The sequence below is a fragment of the Serratia sp. EC4 genome, from assembly GCF_059652115.1.
The window spans coordinates 15,746-40,393 of sequence record NZ_JBNIDE010000006.1 but is presented as its reverse complement, the minus strand read 5'-3'; the positions used below and the strand labels follow the sequence as shown (position 1 = coordinate 40,393).

Sequence of the window (24,648 nt, the reverse complement as noted above, 5' to 3'; positions counted from 1 at the left end):
ATGTAAGCCATTTCTTACCGCGACGGCTCTGCGCCCGGTGATCGAACGTCCAGTAAACAGGCACGCATTTCGCTGCCATACCATTCACGATACAAGTTCGAGACATACCCCGAGTTTAAGAACCCACCACTATGAATCTTACCGAATTAAAGAATACGCCGGTTTCTGAGCTGATTACTCTCGGCGAAAATATGGGGCTGGAAAACCTTGCCCGCATGCGCAAGCAGGACATTATCTTCTCCATTCTGAAGCAACATGCGAAAAGCGGAGAAGATATCTTCGGCGACGGCGTGCTCGAGATATTGCAGGATGGATTCGGTTTCCTCCGCTCTGGAGACAGTTCCTACCTCGCCGGTCCCGACGACATCTACGTATCCCCTAGCCAAATCCGCCGCTTCAACCTCCGCACTGGTGACACCATTTCCGGTAAGATTCGTCCGCCAAAAGAAGGCGAGCGCTATTTTGCCCTGTTGAAAGTCAACGAAGTCAACTACGACAAGCCGGAAAACGCCCGCAGCAAGATCCTGTTCGAGAACTTGACGCCGCTGCACGCCAATTCCCGTCTGCGGATGGAGCGCGGCAACGGCTCGACCGAAGATTTGACGGCGCGCGTACTGGATCTGGCGGCGCCGATTGGCCGCGGCCAACGTGGCCTGATCGTGGCACCGCCGAAAGCCGGTAAAACCATGCTGCTGCAGAACATCGCGCAGAGTATCGCCTACAACCACCCAGACTGCGTGCTGATGGTGCTGCTGATCGACGAACGTCCGGAAGAAGTGACCGAGATGCAGCGTCTGGTGAAGGGCGAAGTGATCGCCTCGACCTTCGACGAGCCGGCTTCGCGTCACGTGCAAGTGGCCGAAATGGTGATCGAGAAGGCCAAGCGCCTGGTTGAGCACAAGAAAGACGTGATCATTCTGCTCGACTCCATCACCCGTCTGGCGCGCGCCTACAACACCGTGGTACCGGCCTCTGGCAAGGTGCTGACCGGTGGTGTGGACGCCAACGCCCTGCACCGTCCGAAGCGTTTCTTCGGTGCGGCGCGTAACGTGGAAGAGGGCGGCAGCCTGACCATCATCGCGACTGCGCTGGTTGATACCGGTTCGAAGATGGACGAAGTGATCTACGAAGAATTTAAAGGCACCGGCAACATGGAATTGCACCTGGCGCGTAAAATCGCCGAGAAACGCGTATTCCCTGCGATCGATTACAACCGTTCCGGTACCCGTAAAGAAGAGCTGCTCACCACCTCCGAAGAGCTGCAAAAAATGTGGATCCTGCGCAAAATCATTCACCCGATGGGTGAGATTGACGCGATGGAGTTCCTCATTAATAAGTTGGCGATGACCAAAACCAACGATGAATTCTTCGATATGATGAAACGCTCATAATTCGTTAAAAAATTCGCTGAACGCCACGCCTAGTCGTGGCGTTTTTTGCTTTTGGCGGATACGATAAGTAGCAGTAATGGAAAAGTAAGTTGTTTCCGCGACTTATTGAGAATTCATCTTGTTTGTCGGTCGGCGCTGCGCCGGTCGGCTTTGCTGCTGTCGTTTTGTCAGCCGATGCGAAGAAAATAGGCATGAATCACCGTTGTCATAGGAAATGACCGAAAGGTGGCGGGGGCCGATGGCACAAGCCTTAGCCCGTGGTAAGCTGCCTTATCTTCTACAGAGATCTGTTAACTGTGAACTTACTCACTATGAGTACTGAAATTCTATTTGTTTTCCTGTTTTCTTTGGCTTTTCTCTTTGTTGCCCGCAAGGCGGCAAAACGTATTGGTCTGGTAGATAAACCCAATTATCGCAAACGCCATCAGGGGCTGATTCCTCTGGTCGGCGGTATTTCCGTTTATGCCGGATTGTGTTTCGCATTTTGGATTTCCGAACAGCCTATCGCGCACGCCAAGCTTTACCTCACCTGCGCCGGCATTCTGGTGTTTGTGGGCGCGCTCGACGATCGTTTTGACATCAGCGTTAAGATCCGCGCCCTGGTGCAGGCGTTGGTCGGCATCGCCATGATGGTATTCGCCGGTTTGTATCTGCGCAGCTTCGGCCATGTGCTGGGCGACTGGGAGATGTTGCTGGGGCCATTCGGCTATTTGGTCACGCTGTTCGCGGTATGGGCGGCGATCAACGCCTTCAACATGGTCGATGGCATTGATGGTCTGCTGGGGGGGCTGTCATGCGTTTCCTTCGGCGCGCTGGGTCTGTTGCTGTACCTGAGCGGTCACCATGAGATGGCGTTCTGGTGCTTTGCGATGATCGCCACCATCGTTCCCTATATTTTGCTCAACCTCGGCATCCTCGGCCGCCGTTATAAGGTGTTCATGGGGGACGCCGGCAGTACCCTGATCGGCTTTACCGCCATATGGCTACTGTTGCAAAGCTCGCAGGGCAAGGCACACTCGATTAACCCGGTGACCGCGCTGTGGATCATCGCTATTCCGCTGATGGACATGATAGCAATCATGTATCGTCGTTTACGCAAGGGGATGAGCCCCTTCTCTCCCGATCGTCAACATATTCACCACCTGATCATGCGCGCCGGCTTTACGCCGCGGCAGGCTTTCGTATTGATCACCCTGGCGGCCGCATTGCTGGCGGCGGTAGGCGTGATCGGTGAGCGCCTGACTTTTATCCCAGAGTGGGTTATGTTGGCATTATTCTTGCTTGCTTTCTTCCTGTACGGTTACTGCATCAAGCGCGCCTGGCGGGTTGCGCGGTACATTAAGCGTATCAAGCGTCGCCTGCGGCGTTCGAGCGATAACAAGCAAGTATCTTAACCAGAGGCTTTTTGGCTGTGATGAATCCAGAAACAACGTCTGACAAGCATACCCCGGCGGTGGATAACGAACTCGATATCCGCGGCCTGTGCTGCACCCTGTGGCGCGGCAAATCGTGGATTATCGGCATTGCGGTGCTGTTTGCGGCGGTCGCGTTGATCGTCTCTTATCTGGTTAAGCAAGAGTGGAGCGCGACCGCAATCACAGACAAACCCACGGTGAATGCGTTGGGCGGTTACTACTCCCAGCAGCAGTTCCTGCGTAATCTGGATGTGCGCACGCTGCCGGCGACGGCCGGCGATCAGCCGAGCATCGCGGATGAAGCGTACAATGAGTTCATCATGCAACTGGCGGCTTACGATACGCGTCGCGATTTCTGGCTGCAGAGCGAATACTACAAGCAACGTCAGGAAGGGGATGCCCGCGCCGATGCGGCGCTGCTCGATGAGCTGATCAACAACATCCTGTTCACGCCGCGCGACGACAAAAAAGTCCCGAACGACGGCGTGAAGCTGACGGCGGAAACCGCGGCGGACGCCAACCGCCTGCTGCGCCAATACGTGGCCTTCGCCAGCCACCGCGCTGCCCTGCACCTGAACGAAGAGATCCAGGGGGCGTGGGCCGCTCGTACCACCTCGATGAAGGCACAGGTCAAGCGCCAGGAAGCGGTCGCGGAGTCGGTTTACAAGCGCGAGCTGAACACCACGCAGCAGGCGTTGAAAATCGCCGAGAGCCAGGGGATCAGCCGTACGCAAACCGACACCCCGGCTGAGCAGTTGCCGGATTCGGATCTGTTCTTGCTGGGCCGGCCAATGCTGCAGGCGCGTCTGGAAGGCCTGCAGGCCTCCGGCCCGACCTATGACCTGGATTACGATCAGAACCGCGCAATGTTGGCGACGCTGAACGTTGGCCCGACGTTGGATGAGAAGTTCCAGACCTATCGTTATTTGCGCACGCCGGAAGAGCCGGTAAAACGCGACAGCCCGCGCCGGGTATTCTGGCTGATTCTGTGGGGCGCGATGGGCGCTTTGGTTGGCGCGGGTGTTGCCTTGGCGCGTCGGCCGCGTAGTTAAAAAATAATATAATAATCTGATGCAGGGCGCGTGAGCGCCCCATTCGCAGGCGGGGCCTGCGATTAACCGACCAAAAGAGATTCGCTGTGAAAGTGTTGACTGTTTTCGGCACCAGACCTGAAGCCATTAAAATGGCACCGCTGGTACATGCACTGGCCCAGGATGAGGCTTTTGAAGCAAGAGTCTGCGTAACGGCACAGCATCGTGAGATGTTGGATCAGGTATTGCGGTTGTTTGAGATCACGCCGGATTACGATCTGAACATCATGAAACCCGGCCAGGGGCTAACGGAAATCACCTGTCGCATCCTGGAAGGGTTGAAAGGGGTGCTGGAAGACTTCAAACCGGATGTGGTGCTGGTGCACGGCGATACCACTACCACGCTGGCGACCAGCCTGGCGGCGTTCTATCAACGCATCCCCGTTGGGCATGTCGAGGCCGGGCTGCGCACCGGCAATCTGTATTCTCCCTGGCCGGAAGAGGCCAACCGCAAACTGACCGGCCATCTGGCGATGTACCATTTCGCGCCAACCGAGAACTCGCGCCAAAACCTGTTGCGCGAGCTGCTGCCGGACAACCGTATTTTCGTGACCGGCAATACGGTGATCGACGCGTTGTTCTGGGTGCGCGACCGCGTGATGAGTGATGCTGCGCTGCGCGCTGGTCTGGCGCAGCGTTACCCATTCCTCGACGCCGACAAGAAACTGATCCTGGTCACCGGCCATCGCCGCGAAAGCTTTGGCGGCGGCTTTGAGCGAATTTGCAGCGCGCTGGCGGAGATCGCCAGCAATCACCCGGAAGTGCAGGTGGTGTATCCGGTGCATCTCAATCCAAACGTCAGTGAGCCGGTGAATCGCATTTTGAAAGGTATCGACAACGTCATGCTGATCGAACCGCAGGATTATTTGCCGTTTGTCTATCTGATGACTCACGCTTACATGATCCTGACCGACTCCGGCGGCATTCAGGAAGAGGCGCCCTCGTTAGGCAAGCCGGTGCTGGTGATGCGCGACACCACCGAGCGCCCTGAGGCGGTAGATGCGGGCACGGTGCGTCTGGTCGGCACCGATGTGGCCAAAATTGTTGAAGCGGTGACCCGGCTGTTGACGGACGAAAGCGAATATCACGCGATGAGCCGGGCGCACAACCCATACGGCGACGGGCATGCCTGTCAGCGTATCCTCGAAGCTTTAAAGAATCATCAGGTGACACTATGAGTTTTGACACTATTTCGGTTATCGGCCTGGGTTATATCGGCTTGCCAACGGCGGCGGCGTTTGCTTCTCGCAAGAAAAAAGTGGTGGGTGTAGATGTTAACCAACATGCGGTAGATACCATTAACCGCGGCGCGATCCATATCGTCGAGCCGGATCTGGACAAAGTGGTCAAGGCCGCCGTCGACGGCGGTTTCCTGCAGGCGGTGACCAAGCCGCTGGCGGCCGATGCATTCCTGATCGCGGTGCCTACGCCGTTCAAGGGCGATCACGAGCCGGATCTGGCCTATGTCGAAGCGGCGGCGAAATCGCTGGCGCCGGTGCTGAAAAAAGGCGATCTGGTGATCCTCGAATCCACCTCGCCGGTGGGCGCCACCGAACAGATGGCGGAATGGCTGGCGCAGGCGCGCAGCGATCTCAGCTTCCCGCAGCAAGCGGGCGAAGCGGCGGACGTGAATATCGCCTACTGCCCGGAGCGCGTGCTGCCGGGGCAGGTGATGGTAGAGCTGATTCAAAACGACCGCGTGATCGGCGGCATGACGCCGAAGTGCTCGGAACGTGCCAGCGCGCTGTACAAGATTTTCCTCGAGGGCGAATGCGTGATCACCAACTCGCGCACTGCCGAGATGTGCAAGCTGACGGAAAACAGCTTCCGCGACGTGAATATCGCCTTTGCCAACGAATTGTCGTTGATCTGCGCCGAACAGGGGATCAACGTCTGGGAACTGATCCGCCTGGCGAACCGCCATCCGCGGGTGAATATTTTGCAGCCAGGGCCGGGCGTTGGCGGCCACTGCATCGCCGTCGATCCGTGGTTTATCGTGGCGCAAAATCCGCAGCAGGCGCGCCTGATCCACACCGCACGGCTGGTGAACGACGGCAAACCACTGTGGGTGGTCGACCGGGTGAAAGCGGCGGTGGCCGATTGCCTGGCCGCCACCGACAAGCGCGCGTCCGAGGTAAAAATTGCCTGCTTCGGCCTGGCCTTCAAGCCGAATATCGACGATTTGCGTGAAAGCCCGGCGGTAGAAGTGGCGCACCTGATCGCCGAATGGCACGTCGGCGAAACGCTGGCGGTGGAACCGAACGTCGAACAGTTGCCGAAGTCGCTGGCGGGCCATGTGACGTTGACGCCAATCGCTGAGGCGTTGCAGCAGGCCGATGTGATCGTGATGTTGGTCGATCACCAACAGTTCAAGGCCATCCGGCCGGAAGATGTAAAACAAACATGGGTTGTTGATACCAAAGGAGTATGGCGTTGAAACGTATTTTAGTTACCGGTGGTGCCGGTTTTATTGGCTCCGCAGTTGTGCGGCACATCATTGAGGCCACCGGCGACAGCGTGGTGGTGGTGGATAAGCTGACCTATGCCGGTAACCTCGAGTCGCTGGCGGTGGTGGCTGAGAGCGAGCGCTATGCTTTCGAACAGGTCGACATCTGCGATCGTGCCGAGCTGGATCGGGTATTTGCCCAGTATCAGCCGGACGTGGTGATGCACCTGGCGGCGGAAAGCCACGTCGATCGTTCTATCGACGGCCCGGCGGCCTTTATCGAGACCAACGTGGTTGGCACTTACACGATGCTGGAGGCGGCGCGCCATTACTGGCAGCCGTTGGCGGCGGAGAAGAAGCTGGCTTTCCGTTTCCATCATATCTCCACCGACGAAGTGTACGGCGACCTGCACGGCACCGACGATCTGTTCACCGAAACCACGCCATATGCGCCGAGCAGTCCGTATTCCGCCTCCAAGGCGTCGAGCGATCATCTGGTGCGTGCCTGGTTGCGCACCTACGGTTTGCCGACCCTCGTGACCAACTGTTCGAACAACTACGGCCCTTATCACTTCCCAGAGAAGTTGATTCCGTTGGTGATCCTGAATGCGGTAGCCGGAAAACCGCTGCCGGTATATGGCAACGGCGCGCAGGTGCGTGACTGGTTATATGTCGAGGACCACGCGCGCGCGCTTTATCAGGTCGTGACCGAAGGCGTAGTAGGCGAAACTTACAATATTGGTGGCCATAACGAGCGCAAGAATATCGAAGTGGTGCAGACCATTTGCGATCTGCTGGAAGAACTGGCGCCCAACAAACCGCAGGGCGTGGCGAACTACCGCGATCTCATCATTTACGTGAAGGATCGCCCGGGCCACGATATGCGTTACGCCATCGACGCCGGCAAAATCGATCGTGAGTTGGGCTGGCGGCCGCAGGAAACCTTCGAAAGCGGCATTCGCAAGACGGTAGCCTGGTATTTGGCTAACGAAACCTGGTGGCGCCGGGTGCAAGACGGTTCTTATGCCGGCGAGCGTTTGGGGTTGTCAGATTAATTTAACGCCGCGTCGCTCTGCGGCGATGCGGCGGGTTTTGGAGTAAGTATGAAAGGTATTATTCTGGCCGGCGGTTCCGGCACGCGTCTGCATCCGATTACTCGTGGTGTGTCCAAGCAACTGCTGCCGATCTACGACAAACCGATGATCTATTATCCGTTGTCGGTGCTGATGCTGGCGGGGATCCGCGATGTTTTGATCATCTCGACCCCGGAAGATCTGCCGTCCTTCGAGCGTTTGTTGGGTAACGGCGAGCAGTTCGGCGTCAATCTCAGCTATGCGGTGCAGCCCAAGCCGGAAGGTCTGGCGCAGGCGTTTCTGATCGGCGAGGAGTTTATCAACGGCGATTCTTGCTGCCTGGTGCTGGGCGATAACATCTTCTTCGGCCAATCTTTCAGCCCGAAATTAAAAACGGTCGCGGCTCGCACCGAAGGCGCCACCGTGTTCGGTTATCAGGTCATGGATCCTGAACGCTTTGGCGTCGTGGAGTTTGACGACAACTTCCGCGCGCTGTCGATCGAAGAAAAGCCGAAGAAACCGAAATCCGATTGGGCGGTGACCGGCCTGTATTTCTACGATAGCCAGGTGGTGGAGTTTGCCAAGCAGGTGAAGCCTTCCGAACGCGGCGAGCTGGAAATCACCAGCATCAACCAGATGTATCTGGAGCGCGGTGAACTGACCGTCGAGCTGTTGGGGCGCGGTTTTGCCTGGTTGGACACCGGGACTCACGACAGTCTGCTGGAAGCCAGCAGCTTTGTGCAGACGGTAGAAAAGCGTCAGGGCTTTAAAATCGCCTGTCTGGAAGAGATTGCCTGGCGCAACGGTTGGTTGGATGACAAGGGGTTGAAACGCGCCGCTACCGCATTGTCCAAAACAGGCTACGGCAAGTATTTGCTGGATCTGCTGCATGCACGTCCACGCCACTATTGAGCCTTTGTCATGGGAAAGCGAGTTTTTCGCGCTAGACAGCGCGAAACTCAGCTTCTCCTCCTCGGCTCCGGCGCTTGCCGAAGCCGATCTGGCGGCTTATACCCTGGTGCAGGCCAAAGTCCCCGCTCAGCACCTTGCGTTGGCGGACGGCCTGGCTGACTTGGGGTTTCGCCTGGTTGAGGGCGAAGTCGATCTGGTTCTGGCTCTTGAGCACGATCACGCGGTTAAACCGGGTTCCGTCGCCCAGACTTCCCGCCTGGCGACAGAGGCCGATATCCCGGCATTGCGTGCCGCGGCGGCTCAGGCGTTCACCGTCAGCCGCTTTCGTACTCCCTGGTATCAACCTGATGACAGCGGACGGTTTTATGCTTTATGGATCGAAAAGGCCGTTCTGGGCACTTTCGATCATCAGTGCCTGTTGGCGCTGGACGAACGGGGGCAACCCGAAGGCTTTGTCAGCCTGCGTGACATTGGCGGCCAGGAAACGCGCATCGGCCTGTTGGCGGCTTTCCCCGGCGCATTCGGCCGGGGCGTGGGCGCCAGGCTGATGACGGCGGCGATCGCCGAATGTCGGCGGCAAGGAATGCAGCGCCTGCGGGTCGCGACCCAGGTAGGCAATATCGCCGCATTACGACTCTATCAACGACAGGGTGCCGTGATTGAAAGCACCGCGTACTGGTTATACAGAGGTAGACATGATTCCATTTAACGCTCCACCGGTTGTTGGCACTGAACTGGAATATATGCAGGCTGCCATGGGCAGCGGCAAATTGTGCGGCGACGGCGGTTTCACCCGTCGCTGCCAGCAGTGGATGGAACAGCGTTTCGGCAGCGCGAAAGTGTTGTTGACGCCTTCCTGCACCGCGTCGTTGGAAATGGCCGCCATCCTGCTGGATATTCAGCCGGGTGACGAAGTGATCATGCCGAGCTTTACCTTCGTTTCAACCGCCAACGCCTTTGTGCTGCGCGGTGCCAAAGTGGTGTTCGTCGACCTGCGTCCGGACACCATGAACATCGACGAAACCAAAATCGAAGCGGCGATCACCGATAAAACCCGCGCGATCGTACCGGTGCACTACGCCGGCGTCGCCTGCGAGATGGATACCATCATGGCGCTGGCGAAGAAATATAACCTGTTCGTAGTGGAAGACGCCGCGCAGGGCGTGATGTCGACCTACAAAGGCAAGGCATTGGGCACCATCGGCCATATCGGCTGCTTCAGCTTCCATGAAACCAAAAACTACACCGCCGGCGGCGAAGGCGGCGCGACGCTGGTGAACGATCCGGCCCTGATCGATCGGGCGGAAGTCATCCGCGAGAAGGGCACCAACCGCAGCCAGTTCTTCCGTGGCCAGGTCGATAAATATACCTGGCGCGATATCGGTTCCAGCTATCTGATGTCTGACCTGCAGGCCGCTTACCTGTGGGGCCAGCTGGAAGTGGCGGAACGCATCAACCAGCGCCGTTTGGCACTGTGGCAGAAGTACTACGACAGCTTCCTGTCGTTGGCGAAGGCCGGCCGCATCGAACTGCCGAGCATCCCAGCCGACTGCGTGCATAACGCGCACATGTTCTATATCAAGTTGCGTGATATCGAAGAGCGCACGGCCTTTATCGACTACCTGAAGGAAGCCGAAATCATGGCCGTGTTCCACTATATTCCGCTGCATGACTGCCCGGCCGGTGAACGCTTTGGCCGCTTTGCCGGCGAAGATCGTTACACCACGCAGGAAAGCGCGCGTCTGGTGCGCTTGCCGCTGTTCTACAATATGTCTGATGTCAATCAGCGTACGGTAATCAATACCATCCTGAGCTTCTTTGCCTGATATGTCGTTGGCAAAAGCATCGATATGGACTGCCGGCTCCACGCTGATCAAAATCGGCGTGGGGCTGTTGGTGGTGAAACTGCTGGCGGTGGCGTTTGGCCCCAGCGGGGTGGGGCAGGCGGGTAACTTCCGCCAGTTGATTACCGTGCTGGGCGTGCTGTCCGGCGCGGGCATTTTTAACGGCATCACCAAATACGTGGCGGAGTACCATCAGGATCCGCAGCGTTTGCGCCTGGCGGTCGGCACCGCGTCGAGCATCGTGCTGGGCTTTTCGACCTTGCTGGCGCTGGTGTTTCTGTTCGCCGCCGAACCGATCAGCATCGGGCTGTTCGGGCATGCCGATTACGTCGGCGTGGTGCGCGCCGTCGCTTTCATTCAGATGGGCATCGCCTACGCCAACCTGTTCATGGCGGTGCTGAAAGGCTATCGCGACGCGATGGGCAATGCGCTGGCGGTGATCGGTGGCAGCCTGATTGGCGTGGTGGCTTATTACCTGTGCTTCAAGCTGGGGGGCTATGAAGGCGCGCTGGCGGGGCTGGCGCTGGTGCCGGCGTTGGTGGTGTTGCCTGCCGGGCTGATGCTGTGGCGGCGCAAAACGTTGCCGCTGCGCTATCTGGCGCCGCGTTGGGACAAACCCGTGGCCGGCAACCTCGGCAAATTCACCCTCATGGCGTTGATCACCTCGGTGACGCTGCCGGTGGCTTACGTGATGATGCGTAACCTGCTGGCCGCGCATTACGGTTGGGATGAGGTGGGGATTTGGCAGGGCGTCAGCAGCATTTCCGATGCCTATCTGCAGTTCATCACCGCCTCGTTTACCGTCTATCTGCTGCCGACGCTGTCGCGGCTGACGGACAAGGGCGCCATCTCGCGGGAGATCGTGCGCTCGTTGAAATTCGTGCTGCCGGCGGTAGCGGCGGCGAGCTTTACGGTGTGGCTGCTGCGTGATTTCGCCATCTGGCTGTTGTTCTCGGACAAATTCGTCGCCATGCGCGATCTGTTTGCCTGGCAGCTGGTGGGCGACGTGCTGAAAGTCGGGGCCTATGTGTTCGGCTATTTGGTGATCGCCAAAGCGTCGCTGCGCTTTTATATCCTGACGGAAGTCAGCCAGTTTCTGCTGCTGACGCTGTTCTCGCACTGGCTGATCCCGCTGCATGGCGCGCTGGGGGCGGCTCAGGCCTATATGGCAACCTACATCGTGTATTTCGCGCTCTGTAGCTGCGTGTTTCTTATTTATCGTAGACGAGTATGACCACACTGATTCACGTTCTGGGATCCGATATCCCGCATCATAACCAGACGGTGCTGCGCTTCTTCAATGACGTGCTGGCGCCGCGTCTGCCGGCTGAGCAGACGCGGCATTTTATGGTGGCGGCCAAGGATGTGGCGGCACTGGGAGATTTCCCCGCCCTGAACATTGAGCCCTACGCGGATAAGAAAAGCCTGGCGGCGGCGGTCATCGCGCGCGCCCAAGCCGATCGCGATACGCGTTTCTTCCTGCACGGCCAGTTCAACCCGGGGCTGTGGCTGGCGCTGCTGAGCGGCAAGATCAAGGCGCGCCAGGTCAGTTGGCATATTTGGGGCGCCGATCTGTATGAAGACGCCGCCAGCTGGAAATTCCGGCTGTTCTATCTGCTGCGCCGCATTGCGCAGGGGCGGGTAGGGAATGTGTTTGCTACCCGTGGCGACGTGATTCACTACCAGCAGCGCCATGCGCGGGTGCCGGCCTCGCTGCTGTACTTCCCGACCCGCATGGATCCGGCACTGACCGACGTTCACGTCGAGAAAAACCTGGCCGGGCCGATGACGATTCTGGTGGGCAACTCCGGCGATCGCAGCAATCGGCATATCGAAGCGCTGCAGGCGATTCATCAGCAGTTCGGCACCGACGTGCGCGTGATCCTGCCGATGGGTTATCCGGCCAACAACGATGCTTACATCGAGCAGGTGCGCGCCGCCGGATTGCCGCTGTTCGGCGAGAAAAACCTGCAGCTGCTCACGCAGCAGGTGGCGTTTGAGGACTACCTCAATATTCTGCGCGCCTGCGATCTCGGCTATTTCATTTTCAATCGCCAGCAGGGGATTGGCACCCTGTGCCTGCTGATTCAGTTCGGCGTGCCTTTCGTGCTCAGCCGGCAGAACCCGTTCTGGCAGGATTTGGCGGAACAGCACCTGCCGGTGCTGTTCTACGGCGACTCGCTCGACGAGGCGGTGGTGCGCGAAGCGCAGCGTCAGCTGGCGGCGGTGGATAAACAGGCGATCGCCTTCTTCAATCCGAACTATGTTGACGGCTGGCAGCAAGCCCTGGCGTTGGCAGCGGGAGAGCATTCATGACGTTGGCGCAATTCGGCGGCCTGTTTGTCGTCTATCTGGTCAGCCTGACGTTTATCCTGACGCTGACCTACCAGGAGTTTCGGCGCGTGCGCTTTAACTTCAACGTCTTCTTCTCGCTGCTGTATTTGCTGACGTTCTATTTCGGCTTCCCGTTAACCTGCCTGCTGGTGTTTCAGTTTGACGTCGAGGTGGTGCCGGTGGAGTTTCTGCTGTACGCCCTGCTGTCGGCGACGGCGTTTTACGCCATCTATTACGTCACCTACAAGACCCGGCTGCGCAAGCGCCGTACTCAGCCGCGCGCGGCGCTGTTTACCATGAACCGGGTAGAGACTCATATGACCTGGGTGCTGCTGGCGCTGGTGGCGATCGGTACCGTGGGCATCTTCTTCATGCAGAACGGCTTCCTGCTGTTCAAGCTCAATTCCTACAGCCAGATCTTCTCCAGCGACGTGTCCGGCGTGGCGCTCAAGCGGTTCTTCTACTTCTTCATTCCGGCGATGCTGGTGGTCTATTTCCTGCGGCAGGATCTGCGCGCCTGGTTCTTGTTCCTGGTGGCGACGGTGGCGTTCGGCATTCTGACTTACGTGATCGTCGGCGGCACCCGCGCCAACATTATCATCGCTTTCGCGTTGTTCCTGTTTATCGGCATCGTGCGCGGCTGGATCACGCTGTGGATGCTGGCGGCGGCGGGCATATTCGGCGTGGTCGGCATGTTCTGGCTGGCGTTGAAGCGCTATAGCCTGGACGTCAGCGGCGCGGAAGCGTTTTATACCTTCCTCTATCTGACCCGCGATACCTTCTCGCCGTGGGAAAACCTGGCGCTGCTGCTGCAAAATTACGACAAGATCGATTTCCAGGGCCTGGCGCCGATCTTGCGTGATTTCTACGTCTTTATCCCCACCTGGCTATGGCCGGGCCGGCCGGATGTGGTGCTGAACTCCGCCAACTATTTCACCTGGGAAGTGCTGAACAACCACTCCGGGCTGGCGATTTCGCCGACGCTGATCGGTTCGCTGGTGGTGATGGGCGGCGCGCTGTTTATCCCGATCGGCGCGATTCTGGTGGGCATGATCATCAAGTGGTTTGACTGGCTGTATGAGCTGGGCAAAACCGAGCCGAACCGCTATAAGGCGGCCATTCTGCAGGGGTTCTGCTTCGGCGCGGTGTTCAACATGATCGTGTTGGCGCGCGAAGGGGTGGACTCATTCGTGTCGCGCGTGGTGTTCTTCTGCATTATTTTCGGCGCCTGTCTGGTGCTGGCGAAGTTGCTGTATTGGCTGTTCGATACCGCCGGGCTGATCAAGGCCAGAGTGACGCGAGCCCGCGCGCTGGCGTCTCCGCCTCGGGCAAACGGTCTTTTGTAAGGGTAATGAGAACGATGGAAACAAAGATTTCGGTGCCGCAGTATGAGCTGCGCGGTTTCAGCCTGTGGGGCTTTCGCGATATTGCGCATTGCATGGACTTTCTGTTCGACGGCGGCCGGGTCAAACAGGGCACGCTGGTGGCGATGAACGCGGAAAAGATCCTGAAGGCGGAAGAGGACCAGGCGCTGCATGCGTTGCTGGATGAAGCGGAGTACAAGTACGCCGACGGCATCAGCATGGTGCGCTCAATCCGCCGCAAATACCCGGCGGCGGATGTGTCGCGCGTCGCGGGCGCCGATCTGTGGGAAGCCTTGATGCAGCGCGCCGGCCGCGAAGGCACGCCGGTCTTCCTGGTCGGCGGCAAGCCGGAAGTCTTGGCGGAAACCGAGCAAAAGCTGCGCAGCCAGTGGAATGTCAACCTGGTGGGCAGCCAGGACGGCTATTTCAAACCGGATCAACGAGAGGCGCTGTTCGAGCGTATTCGCGCCAGCGGCGCCGCTATCGTGACGGTGGCGATGGGATCGCCGAAGCAGGAGCTCCTGATGCGCGACTGCCGCAAGGTGTATCCGCAGGCGCTGTATATGGGCGTGGGCGGCACCTATGACGTCTTTACCGGGCATGTGAAGCGTGCGCCCAAGGTGTGGCAGAACCTCGGTCTGGAATGGCTCTACCGCCTGCTCAGCCAACCCAGCCGCATCGGCCGACAGTTGAAGCTGTTGAAGTTTGTCGGCTACTACTACAGCGGCAAGATGTAACCCCTCATCCGGGGTGGAAAGTGCTGTTCCGCTCCGGACTGCTGTACCAATAATCTGCTTTTGCGCGTTTCTCCCGCATATCTATAACCCTCGGCCCTAAACGCCGCCGCATTTATTCCATAAAGTTTTAAATTGCGGTTTGCTTATAGCGGCGAAATGCGAAACGATACCGCCCGGAAATTATCCCTGGCCGCTGAAGCCTGATACGACAGCGCTGAACGATGTTCTTCTCACGGTAACTTCGCTCCGACTACCCGTTGATGCCAACTCGAACGGCAGGGGATGATTTATTCTTTTAATAATGACAATAACGACCGGCAGCGGCCGGCAGGCAAACACAACCCGAGAAAAACTATTGAGGATTTATGGCACACAAAGAGAAACCGCAAGGGCTACACCGAGGCCTTGAGGCCCGGCACATCGAGCTTATCGCTCTCGGGGGCACCATCGGTGTCGGCCTGTTTATGGGATCGGCCAGTACGCTGAAATGGGCGGGGCCGTCGGTACTGCTGGCTTACATCATCGCCGGGCTGTTCGTATTCTTCATTATGCGTTCGATGGGGGAGATGCTGTTCCTTGAGCCGGTCGCCGGGTCGTTCGCCGTTTACGCGCACAAGTACATGAATCCCTATTTCGGCTACCTGACCGCCTGGGGCTACTGGTTTATGTGGATCGCCGTCGGCATTTCGGAGATCACCGCCATCGGGGTGTATGTGCAGTTCTGGTTCCCGGAAATACCGCAGTGGGTTCCCGCGCTGATCGCCGTGGCGATGGTGGCGCTGGCCAACCTGGCGGCGGTGCGTCTGTACGGTGAGCTGGAGTTCTGGTTCGCCATGATCAAGGTCACCACCATCATCGTGATGATTCTGGTGGGGCTGGGGGTGATCTTCTTCGGTTTCGGCAACGGCGGTGAACCTATCGGTTTCGCCAATCTGACGGCGCACGGCGGCTTCTTTGCCGGCGGCTGGAAGGGCTTCCTGTTTGCGCTGTGCATCGTGGTGGCGTCCTATCAGGGGGTTGAGCTGGTGGGCATCACCGCCGGGGAAGCCAAAAACCCGCAAGTGACGTTGAAACGCGCGATCAACAATATCCTGTGGCGCATCCTGATCTTCTATGTCGGCGCGATCTTCGTCATCGTGACCATCTTCCCGTGGAACGGCATCGGCACCACCGGCAGCCCGTTCGTGCTGACCTTCGCCAAGATCGGCATCGTCGCCGCCGCCGGCATCATCAACTTTGTGGTGCTGACCGCCGCGCTTTCCGGCTGCAACAGCGGCATGTACAGCGGCGGCCGCATGCTGTACGCCCTGGCCAAGAATCGCCAACTGCCGGCGGCGCTGACCAAGCTTTCCGCCAGCGGCGTGCCGGTCAACTGCATCGCCGTCACCATTGGCTGCCTGTTGGTGGGCTCCGCGCTGAACTACATCATCCCTAATCCGGAGCAGGTGTTCGTCTATGTCTACAGCGCCAGCGTGTTGCCGGGCATGGTGCCGTGGTTCGTGGTGCTGATCAGCCAGCTCTATTTCCGCCGCGCGCACAAGGAAGCGATCAAAAACCACAGTTTTAAGTCGATCATGTTCCCGTATGTGAACTATCTGACCATCGCTTTTCTGGTTTGCGTGCTGGTCGGCATGGGAATTAACCCGGATACGCGAATTTCCCTGCTGGTCGGAGCGATTTTCTTAGCGGGCGTCAGCCTGTGCTACTTCGCTTTCGGCATGCATAAGAAACATCATCCGGCTGAAAATCGGGTAGAAACACGGCAATAAACGGTGAAAAGGGGCTGCGGAGTGCGCTTTCCTGCGCAGGAGTGAGCAAAGCGTAATCAAACGCAACATTTCTGCGAAAAAGCACTAGACAGGATTGGCGTAAATCCGTAGTATCCCCTCCCGCAACGGCGCTACGCGCCCGTAGCTCAGCTGGATAGAGCGCTGCCCTCCGGAGGCAGAGGTCTCAGGTTCGAATCCTGTCGGGCGCGCCATTAAGTTTGTGCGCAGGAGCTGCGGTGGTAATATTACCGCGTGAGTAAGAAGAAGTAGTAATGGTGGCTATAGCTCAGTTGGTAGAGCCCTGGATTGTGATTCCAGTTGTCGTGGGTTCGAGTCCCATTAGCCACCCCACTTCCTGATGAAGTGAAGATTTAGCAGTATTTTGTGACAGTGCGAAGGTGGCGGAATTGGTAGACGCGCTAGCTTCAGGTGTTAGTGTTCTTACGGACGTGAGGGTTCAAGTCCCTCTCTTCGCACCACGCAAAATATCTGATAAATATAAGATTTATATGGACAGCGGTCTGATAAATCGGGTAGTATGAGCAACACAAATCGGCGAGTAGCGCAGCTTGGTAGCGCAACTGGTTTGGGACCAGTGGGTCGGAGGTTCGAATCCTCTCTCGCCGACCACATTCGAAAAACCTGCTTTTAAAGCAGGTTTTTTTTCGTCTGTCGTTTATGAAGATGAGCACCTCCGCAGGAGGAGCCTCGCGAAGCGAGACGAGAAGGCAGGCCCGCGCAGCAATGTGCGGGCTTTTTGCATCCATGAGGGCTGGCATCTTGTGCCTGCCTGTGAGCGTGTTGGTTTTCAGCGACATGACCATCCAGCGCTGTCGTCAGGTTGAGACAAATAATTTATTGATTTTAAAAGATAAAACCGGATTTAGCTTAAGCCGTCGTTTTGAAGCGACATTCTTATAACGGCCGCTGGCATGGAATGCCAGGAGAGGTATCAGGCCGGAAGGGTGGGGAGGAAGTATAAATTATTTATATTTCAATGTATTGAATTAAATCTCCTATTGGAGATGGGCTCAATCTAAAAGTTGGCACGTCAAATGCAATATCTATAGCGTAGATGCTCATTCCACCTCTTATGTTCGCCTTAGGCTTCATAAACCCTGGGAATGACGCAGAGCCGATTTAGGGTGCCTATCGCCCACGAGAACGATGACTAACCCGTCATCACGCTCAGGGCAAAACGTTGAGTGAGGCACCGCCCCTGTTGTCCTAGACCTGATTGCTTCTTTATACACTTGCCATACGGCAAGTGTTTTTTTTTTGCGCCGCAGAAAACCCTGGGCAAAAAAAAGCGCGGCATCGGAGCCGCGCTTTTCTCACTTGGGCAGGGCGTTATTCGCCGCCGTTCTGTTTCAGCGTCAACATCAGTCCCTCACGTCGCATCTGCGCCGCTTCATCCGAACGATGCAGTTTTTCCAGCGTATCGGCCAACCAGGCGTAGTCGTAAGCATCCTGGCGCTGTTTCAACGCTTCGCGGAAGGCGTCGGCCGCTTGCTGCCACTCGCCGTGCTTCATCAGCAGTTGCCCCAGCGTGCTGTTTAACAGCGGCGTCGCGCCGTGTTGTTTCATCTGCTGACGCAGCGCTTTCTCAAGCTGCTCGGGGTTGCCGGACTTCAGCCGCGGCAGCAATAGCACCAGGCGCTCGTCGTATTGGCGCTTCAGGCTGTCGAGCACAATCTCCTGCGCCAGTTCGTGGTCGTTGCATTCGATCAGGTGTTCCACCATCGCGATTTGCAGCGGCACCTCGTGACGCGTCTTGCGGCTCTGATCTTTCCACCAGCGCTTCAGGCCTTCGCTGCCTTCGTCCGCCATCGCCTGATTCATCAGCCCGATATAAGCCTGTTGCTGCAATGCCTGCAACTGCTCTTCACTGTGGAGTTCGATTTTACGCATCGACGGCAGCACTTCCAGCAGCGACGCGTAGGCGCCGGTGCGCAGATAGGCTTGTTCCGCCAGGCGCAGCACTTCCGGATGGCGCGGCGCCTGGTTCAGCAGGCGATCGACGCCGTGGCGCGCGGCGTGGTTCTCGCCCTGCGCCAGCTGGATGCGAACCCGGGTGATATCCACCGGCAGCTGATCGGTGTCGGCGGCTTCAGCGGCGCGCTCCAGATATTGGTTGGTGCGGAAGTCATCGCCGCGTTGTTGTGCGGCCTCGGCGGCCAGCAGGTAGTTCACCACCGGCTGTTCGGCGTGGTCGGCGTTGCGCGTCATCAGCTTTTCAACCTGCTTGTAGTCGCCTTCCGCCAGTTTGATCAGCGCGGCTTTGGTTTGCTGGCGCGCGCGGGTGCGCTTGCGGCCGATAAACCAACCGCGCGTGCGGGCGCCGGTACGGAAGATACGGCGCAGGATCCATTCGATCGCCAGCAGCACCACGAACAGCAGCACCAACATGATCACCAGGCCGGTGACGCTGGTTTCGACATTGTAGTTATCGGTCTGGATCAGCACATAGCCCTGATGCCCGGCCAACATCGGCCCGAGCACTACGCTGGCGATCACCACCAGGAACAGAAATAGCACGCGTAACATGGCTTAACCCTCCTGGTGAGCGGCAGGGGACTGGGTCATCAGGTTGCGCACCCGGGTCTGCATCACTTTTTCGAGCAGCGGCTGGCTTTTCAGCTGATCCGGCACGTCCATCGAGATCGACTGTTGGCTCAGGTTGTCCAGCTCTTCCAGGAAGGCCTTGGTCGCCGGATCGGTGGTGTCGAAATAGGCGCGCACCCAGGTGGAGACGGTTTCCAGCGATTGCTTGTAGGTCTCGTTCTGATGGCGCGGGATGGCCTGTGCGGCCACCAGCAGGCGCGAACGGATATTTTCGCGCAGGTAGATGTCCTGGTTCGGCGCCAGCAGCGGTTCGGCGCTGGTGTCGCGGCGGCGGATGGTGATGAAGTCGGCCATGAAATTGCGCCAGCTCTTGGCCAGGTTCTGCCGCCATTCGCCGATCGAGCCGGAGAGCTCGCTGCTGTTTTGATCCATCGGCGCTTCGTCGGTGTCGTTGTCCGCCAGGCGCAGGTTATCCACCTGATTGGACAGCTGATTGACCTTGAGGATGATGCCGTCGTAATCGACCTGGGTCAGCGTGGAAAGCGTGCTGATGTCTTCGGTAATGGCGCGGCGCACATCGAGCAGGCTCGGATCGTTCATATCCGCCAGGCTGGCGTCGGCGCTTTTCAGCAGCGCGGCGGCGCTGGTCACGTCCTGATCGCTCCACAGCTTGCGGCCGGCCATTTTCACCAGAAAATCGGCCTGCGCCAGCAGCCAGGTTTTGGCGTCGCTGCCGGAGATGGTCGCCACTTTTTCCTGCAGCTCGCTCAGTTGGCGCGCCAGGTTCGCCTGCTCGCGATCGGCGGCGTCCAGGGTTTTACCCTGCTGCTGCAGCAGGCCTTCCAGCGCATTTCTTTCCTGCTGTTGGCTCTGCTTCACGCCTTCAAGCTGCTGCTGCAGCGCCTGATTGGCGGCGATCAGCTGTTGCGCCTGCTTGTGCGTATGGTAATAACCGCCCGCGCCGAGGGCGATGACCAGCACGATAGCGATCGCGCCGAGCACCGGGCCGGTATTCTTGCCTTTGCGGCTGGCAGCGGCTGGCTGCTGGGAGCTCTCAACCGCGGTGGTTGGCTCTTCAACCGGGGCGGATGGGGTATTTTGTTCCGTCATAGTGGCACATCCCATAGTCAGATTATTGTAGCGCGCGGATCAGCGCGTCATTATCGGCGTTGTCAGCTACCCGAATCGTACGCCAGCCCAAATCCCGGGCGAGGGTAGCCAGGCGTTCGCTCACTACTACCAGGCGGCAACGCAGCAGCCATGAAGAACGATAGTAATCAGGAACTAAAGTATAGAGCTGTTGTAACATTTCACCGCTGGTCACCACCAGCGTATCCACACCGGCGCGCTGCCAGTGGGCGCTTTGCTCGCTGCCGTCATAGTGCACCGGGCTGCGTTGATAGCATTCATAATAGCTGACGTCGGCGCCGCGCTCGCTCAGCGTCGACCCTAACAGTTCGCGGCCGCCGTTGCCGCGCAAAATCAACGCGCGTTTACCCGCCAGCTTTTGCAGCGCCGGCAGCAGCAGCAGCGTTTCGCTGATCTCGCGTTCGCGCGGGTATTCCACCGGCAAACTGCTGATGCGGTGCAACGCCAGCCCGGTGGTGCGGCCGATGGCGTAATAAGTCAGGTGCGCGGGCCAGCTCAGCCCGGCGCGGCCAATGACCGAATCGGCATAGTTCACCGAATGCTGCGACAGCACGAACACCAGATCGCCGGCGTTCAACTGTTGCAACGCCTGCGGCAGCTGCGGCAGATCGCCGCCGGGGGCGAAGTCGATCAGCGGCGCATGATAGGCAACCCGGCCGAGTGCGCGCAGCCGGCTCACTAACTGCTCTCCCGAGGGCGATGGGCGGGTTACCAGGATTGTCATGCCGGCGGATTTCCCTGATAAACTTCGCGCAGGATCTCGCGCGCGCCGCGCGCCAGCAGCTCTTCCGCCAGCTCAACGCCCATCCGTTCGGCTTCGGCGGCCGGGCCGCGGCGTTCGCCGCGCACCATCTGGCTGCCGTCCGGCGCGCCGACCAGGGCGCGCAGCCACAGGCTGTCGCCATCCAGTTCGGCATAGCTGCCGATCGGCACCTGGCAGCCGCCTTCCAGGCGGGTGTTCATCGCCCGCTCGGCGCGCACGCGGGTTTCGGTGGCCGCATGGTTCAGCGGCGCCAGCAGCGCGCGGGTGACGCTGTCGTCGAGACGGCATTCAATGCCGACCGCACCCTGGCCGACCGCCGGCAGGCACTCTTCGGCGCTCAGCGGGCTGCGGATGCGTTGCTCCAGCCCCAGGCGCTTCAGGCCGGCCACCGCCAGAATAATTGCGTCGTAGTCGCCGTTGTCCAGCTTGGCCAGGCGAGTGCCGACGTTGCCGCGCAGGTCGCGCACGATCAGATCCGGGCGGCGTTCGCGCAGCTGGCACTGGCGGCGCAGGCTGGAGGTGCCGACCACGCTGCCCTGCGGCAGTTGATCGAGCGAGGCGAAACGATTGGAAACAAAAGCGTCGCGCGGATCTTCGCGTTCGCAAATGGTGGTCAAACCGAGCCCGGCAGGGAAATCGACCGGCACGTCTTTCATCGAGTGCACGGCGATGTCGGCGCGGCCTTCCAGCAGCGCCAGCTCGAGTTCTTTAACAAACAGGCCCTTACCGCCGACTTTCGCCAGCGGCGTATCCAGAATAACGTCGCCGCGCGTCACCATCGGCACCAACTCGACCTGCAGGCCGGGATGGCAGGCCATCAGACGTTGCTGCACATAATGTGCTTGCCAAAGTGCAAGCGGGCTTTGTCGGGTGGCAATTCGAATAATTTTGTCTAACATGCTTGTTACCGTTTTTATATTTCGCCATCCATCCTACCACTGAGAGCCAATACTGTCAGTGCAAGAAGCCGGAGGCGGAAAAAGGACAACGGAATCAAAGGGACGTGTGATGTGCTTTGGGGCAGTTAACACTGCGGGTAAATCGTTTAGGGAAGCGCTACAATAATTGTGAAGCGTTACCTCCTTTACGGTCAATCAGCAAGGTGTTAAATTGATCACGTTTCCAGCAATAAGTCGCCAAATATTCTTCTTACACTAACGGCGCTTATGGAATACGGGTTTTTTTCTAAACACCGGGATAATCAGGCGAGACGTCTTGTACCTCTACATCGAGACATTGAAGCAGAGACTGGATGCGATCAATCAGCTACGCGTCGATCGCGCCCTGGCGGCTATGAAGCCCGCGTTTCAACGGGTATACAGTCTGCTGCCCACCTTACTGCACCACCACCACCCGCTGATGCCGGGTTACCTGAACGGTAACGTTCCCCACGGCATTTGCCTCTACACGCCTGATGAAACTCAACAAGAATACCTGAACGATTTAGAAGACAAATGGGGCAGCCCGTTTGACAAACCGGCCAGCGGCGAGCTGCCGATCACCGGCGTCTACTCGATGGGCAGCACCTCGTCTATCGGCCAAAGCTGCAGCTCGGATCTCGACATCTGGGTCTGCCACCAGTCCTGGCTGGACAACGAAGAACGCACCCGCCTGCAGCAAAAATGCAGCCTGCTTGAGAAGTGGGCCGCCTCGATGGGGGTGGAAGTCAGCTTCTTCCTGATCGATGAAAACCGTTTCCGCCATAATGAAAGCGGCAGCCTGGGCGGCGAAGATTGCGGCTCGACGCAGCACATCCTGTTGCTCGACGAATTCTATCGCACCGCGGTGCGCCTGGCCGGCAAACGCATCCTGTGGAACATGGTGCCGGGCGAAGAAGAAGCGCACTACGATGAATACGTGCTGTCGCTGTACGCGCAGGGCGCGCTGACGCCGAACGAGTGGCTGGATCTCGGCGGCCTGAGTTCGCTGTCGGCGGAAGAGTACTTTGGCGCCAGCCTGTGGCAGCTGTACAAGAGCATCGATTCGCCTTACAAGGCGGTGCTGAAGACCCTGCTGCTGGAAGCCTATTCCTGGGAATACCCCAGTACCCAACTGCTGGCGACGGACATCAAACACCGGCTGCATCAGGGCGAGATCGTCAGCTTCGGGCTCGACGCCTATTGCATGATGCTTGAGCGCGTGACCCGCTACCTGACCGACATCAACGACACCACCCGCCTCGATCTGGCCCGCCGCTGTTTTTACCTGAAAGTATGTGAAAAGCTGTCGCTGGCCAAGGCCTGCGTCGGCTGGCGGCGCGAGATCCTCAGCCAGCTGGTCAGCGAGTGGGGCTGGAGCGAAGAGCGTCTGGCGATGCTGGACAACCGCGCCAACTGGAAAATCGAGCGGGTGCGCGAAGCGCATAACGAACTGCTCGACGCGATGATGCAGAGCTACCGCAACCTGATCCGTTTCGCTCGCCGCAACAACCTCAGCGTCAGCGCCAGCCCGCAGGATATCGGCGTGCTGACCCGCAAACTGTATGCGGCGTTCGAAGCGCTGCCCGGCAAGGTGACGCTGGTGAACCCGCAGATTTCACCGGACCTGTCGGAAAACGATTTAACCTTTATTCACGTGCCGGTTGGCCGCGCCAACCGCACCGGCTGGTACCTGTACAATCAGGCACCGGCCATGGATTCGATCGTCAGCCATCAGCCGCTGGAATATAACCGCTACCTGAACAAGCTGGTGGCCTGGGCCTATTTCAACGGCCTGCTGACGCCGCAGACCCGCCTGCACATCAAGAGCGGCAACCTGTGCGATACCGCCAAGCTGCAGGAGCTGGTGGCCGACGTTTCCCATCACTTCCCGCTGCGCCTGCCGGCGCCGACGCCGAAAGCGCTGTACAGCCCGTGCGAGATTCGCCATCTGGCGATTATCGTCAATCTGGAAAACGATCCGACCGCCGCCTTCCGCAATCAGGTGGTGCACTTCGATTTCCGCAAGCTGGACGTGTTCAGCTTCGGCCAGCAGCAGCAGTGTCTGGTGGGCAGCATCGATCTGCTGTACCGCAACTCCTGGAACGAGGTGCGCACCCTGCATTTCAGCGGTGAGCAGTCGGTGCTGGAAGCGCTGAAAACCATTCTCGGCAAAATGCATCAGGACGCCGCGCCGCCGGAATCGGTGGAAGTGTTCTGCTACAGCCAGCACCTGCGCGGCCTGATCCGCACCCGTATCCAGCAGCTGGTGTCGGAGTGCATCGAGCTGCGCCTGTCCAGTACCCGTTTGGAACCCGGCCGCTTCAAGGCGGTGCGCGTCGCCGGGCAGACCTGGGGGCTGTTCTTCGAGCGCTTGAGCGTATCGGTGCAAAAGCTGGAGAATGCGGTGGAGTTTTACGGCGCCATCTCCAACAACAAGCTGCACGGCCTGTCTATCAAGGTGGAAACCGATCAGGTGCATCTGCCGCCGGTGGTGGATGGCTTCGCCAGCGAGGGGATCATCCAGTTCTTCTTCGAAGACACCTCAGACGATAAGGGCTTCAACATCTATATTCTGGATGAGTCGAATCGGGTCGAGGTGTATCACCACTGCGAGGGCAGTAAAGAGGAGCTGGTGCGCGACGTCAGCCGCTTCTACTCCTCGTCGCACGATCGCTTCACCTACGGCTCCAGCTTCATCAACTTCAATCTGCCGCAGTTCTATCAGATCGTGCAGCTCGACGGGCGCACGCAGGTGATCCCGTTCCGCAGCAACGTGCTGTCCAGCCTGTGCGTGACGGTGGCCGACGGCGCCGCTCAGCCGCTGAAGCAGCAGTTCCAGCTGCATTGACGCCGCAAGGGCCCGGTTGCCGAGCCC

19 protein-coding genes and 4 tRNA genes are annotated in these 24,648 nt (G+C 58.7%); 19 read left to right on the top strand and 4 right to left on the bottom strand.

What is annotated here, in order from left to right; all coding sequences use genetic code 11:
• Positions 1-131 precede the first annotated feature (131 nt).
• The 18 genes from rho to ACP39K_RS17240 all read left to right on the top strand — a co-directional run bounded on the left by rho (position 132) and on the right by ACP39K_RS17240 (position 17,006).
• Positions 132-1,391: a transcription termination factor Rho gene (gene rho, locus ACP39K_RS17325; RefSeq protein ID WP_004934188.1), complete on the top strand. Its 1,260-nt coding sequence runs from the start codon at positions 132-134 to the stop codon at positions 1,389-1,391.
• A gap of 296 nt (positions 1,392-1,687) precedes the next feature.
• Positions 1,688-2,785 carry a UDP-N-acetylglucosamine--undecaprenyl-phosphate N-acetylglucosaminephosphotransferase gene (wecA, locus tag ACP39K_RS17320; protein ID WP_049233749.1) on the top strand — a complete coding sequence of 366 codons (1,098 nt, stop codon included), beginning with the start codon at positions 1,688-1,690 and terminating at the stop codon, positions 2,783-2,785.
• A 20-nt stretch (positions 2,786-2,805) separates the two neighbouring features.
• Positions 2,806-3,858 (top strand): ECA polysaccharide chain length modulation protein, encoded by a 1,053-nt coding sequence (wzzE, locus tag ACP39K_RS17315; protein WP_497008740.1) that lies wholly within the window; start codon positions 2,806-2,808, stop codon positions 3,856-3,858.
• A gap of 86 nt (positions 3,859-3,944) precedes the next feature.
• The gene (gene wecB / locus ACP39K_RS17310) at positions 3,945-5,075 is read left to right on the top strand and encodes a non-hydrolyzing UDP-N-acetylglucosamine 2-epimerase (RefSeq protein ID WP_048796352.1); all 1,131 of its coding nucleotides are present in this window, start codon (positions 3,945-3,947) and stop codon (positions 5,073-5,075) included.
• Positions 5,072-6,334, top strand: coding sequence for a UDP-N-acetyl-D-mannosamine dehydrogenase (gene wecC, locus ACP39K_RS17305; protein ID WP_048796351.1), 1,263 nt, complete (start codon positions 5,072-5,074; stop codon positions 6,332-6,334). Before wecB ends, wecC begins: the two co-directional genes overlap by 4 nt.
• A complete protein-coding gene (rffG, locus tag ACP39K_RS17300; RefSeq protein WP_181817238.1) occupies positions 6,325-7,398 on the top strand; it encodes a dTDP-glucose 4,6-dehydratase in 1,074 nt (357 codons plus the stop codon). Before wecC ends, rffG begins: the two co-directional genes overlap by 10 nt.
• Before the next feature lie 48 nt (positions 7,399-7,446).
• Positions 7,447-8,328, top strand: coding sequence for a glucose-1-phosphate thymidylyltransferase RfbA (gene rfbA, locus ACP39K_RS17295; protein ID WP_048796350.1), 882 nt, complete (start codon positions 7,447-7,449; stop codon positions 8,326-8,328).
• Positions 8,306-9,037, top strand: a complete 732-nt coding sequence (gene rffC / locus ACP39K_RS17290) for a dTDP-4-amino-4,6-dideoxy-D-galactose acyltransferase (RefSeq protein ID WP_048796349.1) — start codon at positions 8,306-8,308, stop codon at positions 9,035-9,037. The genes rfbA and rffC overlap by 23 nt, the downstream gene beginning before the upstream one ends.
• Complete coding sequence (gene rffA, locus ACP39K_RS17285; protein WP_033639019.1) at positions 9,024-10,154, top strand: dTDP-4-amino-4,6-dideoxygalactose transaminase; 1,131 nt, start codon at positions 9,024-9,026, stop codon at positions 10,152-10,154. The genes rffC and rffA overlap by 14 nt, the downstream gene beginning before the upstream one ends.
• A 1-nt stretch (position 10,155) precedes the next feature.
• Entirely contained in the window at positions 10,156-11,406 is a 1,251-nt protein-coding gene (gene wzxE / locus ACP39K_RS17280) for a lipid III flippase WzxE (protein ID WP_074055645.1), read from the top strand.
• A complete protein-coding gene (locus ACP39K_RS17275) occupies positions 11,403-12,488 on the top strand; it encodes a TDP-N-acetylfucosamine:lipid II N-acetylfucosaminyltransferase (protein WP_115116330.1) in 1,086 nt (361 codons plus the stop codon). Before wzxE ends, ACP39K_RS17275 begins: the two co-directional genes overlap by 4 nt.
• Complete coding sequence (gene wzyE / locus ACP39K_RS17270; protein ID WP_016929500.1) at positions 12,485-13,852, top strand: ECA oligosaccharide polymerase; 1,368 nt, start codon at positions 12,485-12,487, stop codon at positions 13,850-13,852. Before ACP39K_RS17275 ends, wzyE begins: the two co-directional genes overlap by 4 nt.
• Positions 13,853-13,866: 14 nt before the next feature.
• A complete protein-coding gene (wecG, locus tag ACP39K_RS17265; protein ID WP_497008718.1) occupies positions 13,867-14,607 on the top strand; it encodes a lipopolysaccharide N-acetylmannosaminouronosyltransferase in 741 nt (246 codons plus the stop codon).
• Positions 14,608-14,972: 365 nt separating this feature from the next.
• Positions 14,973-16,376, top strand: coding sequence for a bifunctional threonine/serine APC transporter ThrP (gene thrP / locus ACP39K_RS17260; RefSeq protein WP_004934226.1), 1,404 nt, complete (start codon positions 14,973-14,975; stop codon positions 16,374-16,376).
• 135 nt (positions 16,377-16,511) lie between these two features.
• A tRNA-Arg gene (locus ACP39K_RS17255) sits at positions 16,512-16,588 on the top strand.
• 63 nt (positions 16,589-16,651) lie between these two features.
• Positions 16,652-16,727: transfer RNA gene (locus tag ACP39K_RS17250), tRNA-His, on the top strand.
• A gap of 41 nt (positions 16,728-16,768) precedes the next feature.
• Positions 16,769-16,855, top strand: a tRNA-Leu gene (locus tag ACP39K_RS17245).
• Positions 16,856-16,929: 74 nt separating this feature from the next.
• Positions 16,930-17,006 (top strand) — tRNA-Pro (locus ACP39K_RS17240).
• A 720-nt stretch (positions 17,007-17,726) separates the two neighbouring features.
• On the opposite strand, the gene hemY is transcribed toward ACP39K_RS17240, so the two are convergent.
• From hemY to hemC, 4 genes are read right to left on the bottom strand one after another with little or no spacing between them, the layout of a single operon-like run.
• Positions 17,727-18,923 carry a protoheme IX biogenesis protein HemY gene (gene hemY / locus ACP39K_RS17235; protein WP_497008717.1) on the bottom strand — a complete coding sequence of 399 codons (1,197 nt, stop codon included), beginning with the start codon at positions 18,921-18,923 and terminating at the stop codon, positions 17,727-17,729.
• Between the two features lie 3 nt (positions 18,924-18,926).
• Positions 18,927-20,051, bottom strand: a complete 1,125-nt coding sequence (gene hemX, locus ACP39K_RS17230; protein ID WP_015376260.1) for a uroporphyrinogen-III C-methyltransferase — start codon at positions 20,049-20,051, stop codon at positions 18,927-18,929.
• A gap of 22 nt (positions 20,052-20,073) precedes the next feature.
• A complete protein-coding gene (gene hemD, locus ACP39K_RS17225) occupies positions 20,074-20,814 on the bottom strand; it encodes a uroporphyrinogen-III synthase (protein ID WP_033639013.1) in 741 nt (246 codons plus the stop codon).
• Entirely contained in the window at positions 20,811-21,752 is a 942-nt protein-coding gene (hemC, locus tag ACP39K_RS17220) for a hydroxymethylbilane synthase (RefSeq protein WP_004934233.1), read from the bottom strand. The genes hemD and hemC overlap by 4 nt, the downstream gene beginning before the upstream one ends.
• Before the next feature lie 316 nt (positions 21,753-22,068).
• On the opposite strand from hemC, the gene ACP39K_RS17215 reads away from it, so the two are divergent.
• On the top strand, positions 22,069-24,621 hold the full coding sequence (locus ACP39K_RS17215) for a class I adenylate cyclase (protein ID WP_147827669.1): 2,553 nt from the start codon (positions 22,069-22,071) through the stop codon (positions 24,619-24,621).
• Positions 24,622-24,648 lie beyond the last annotated feature (27 nt).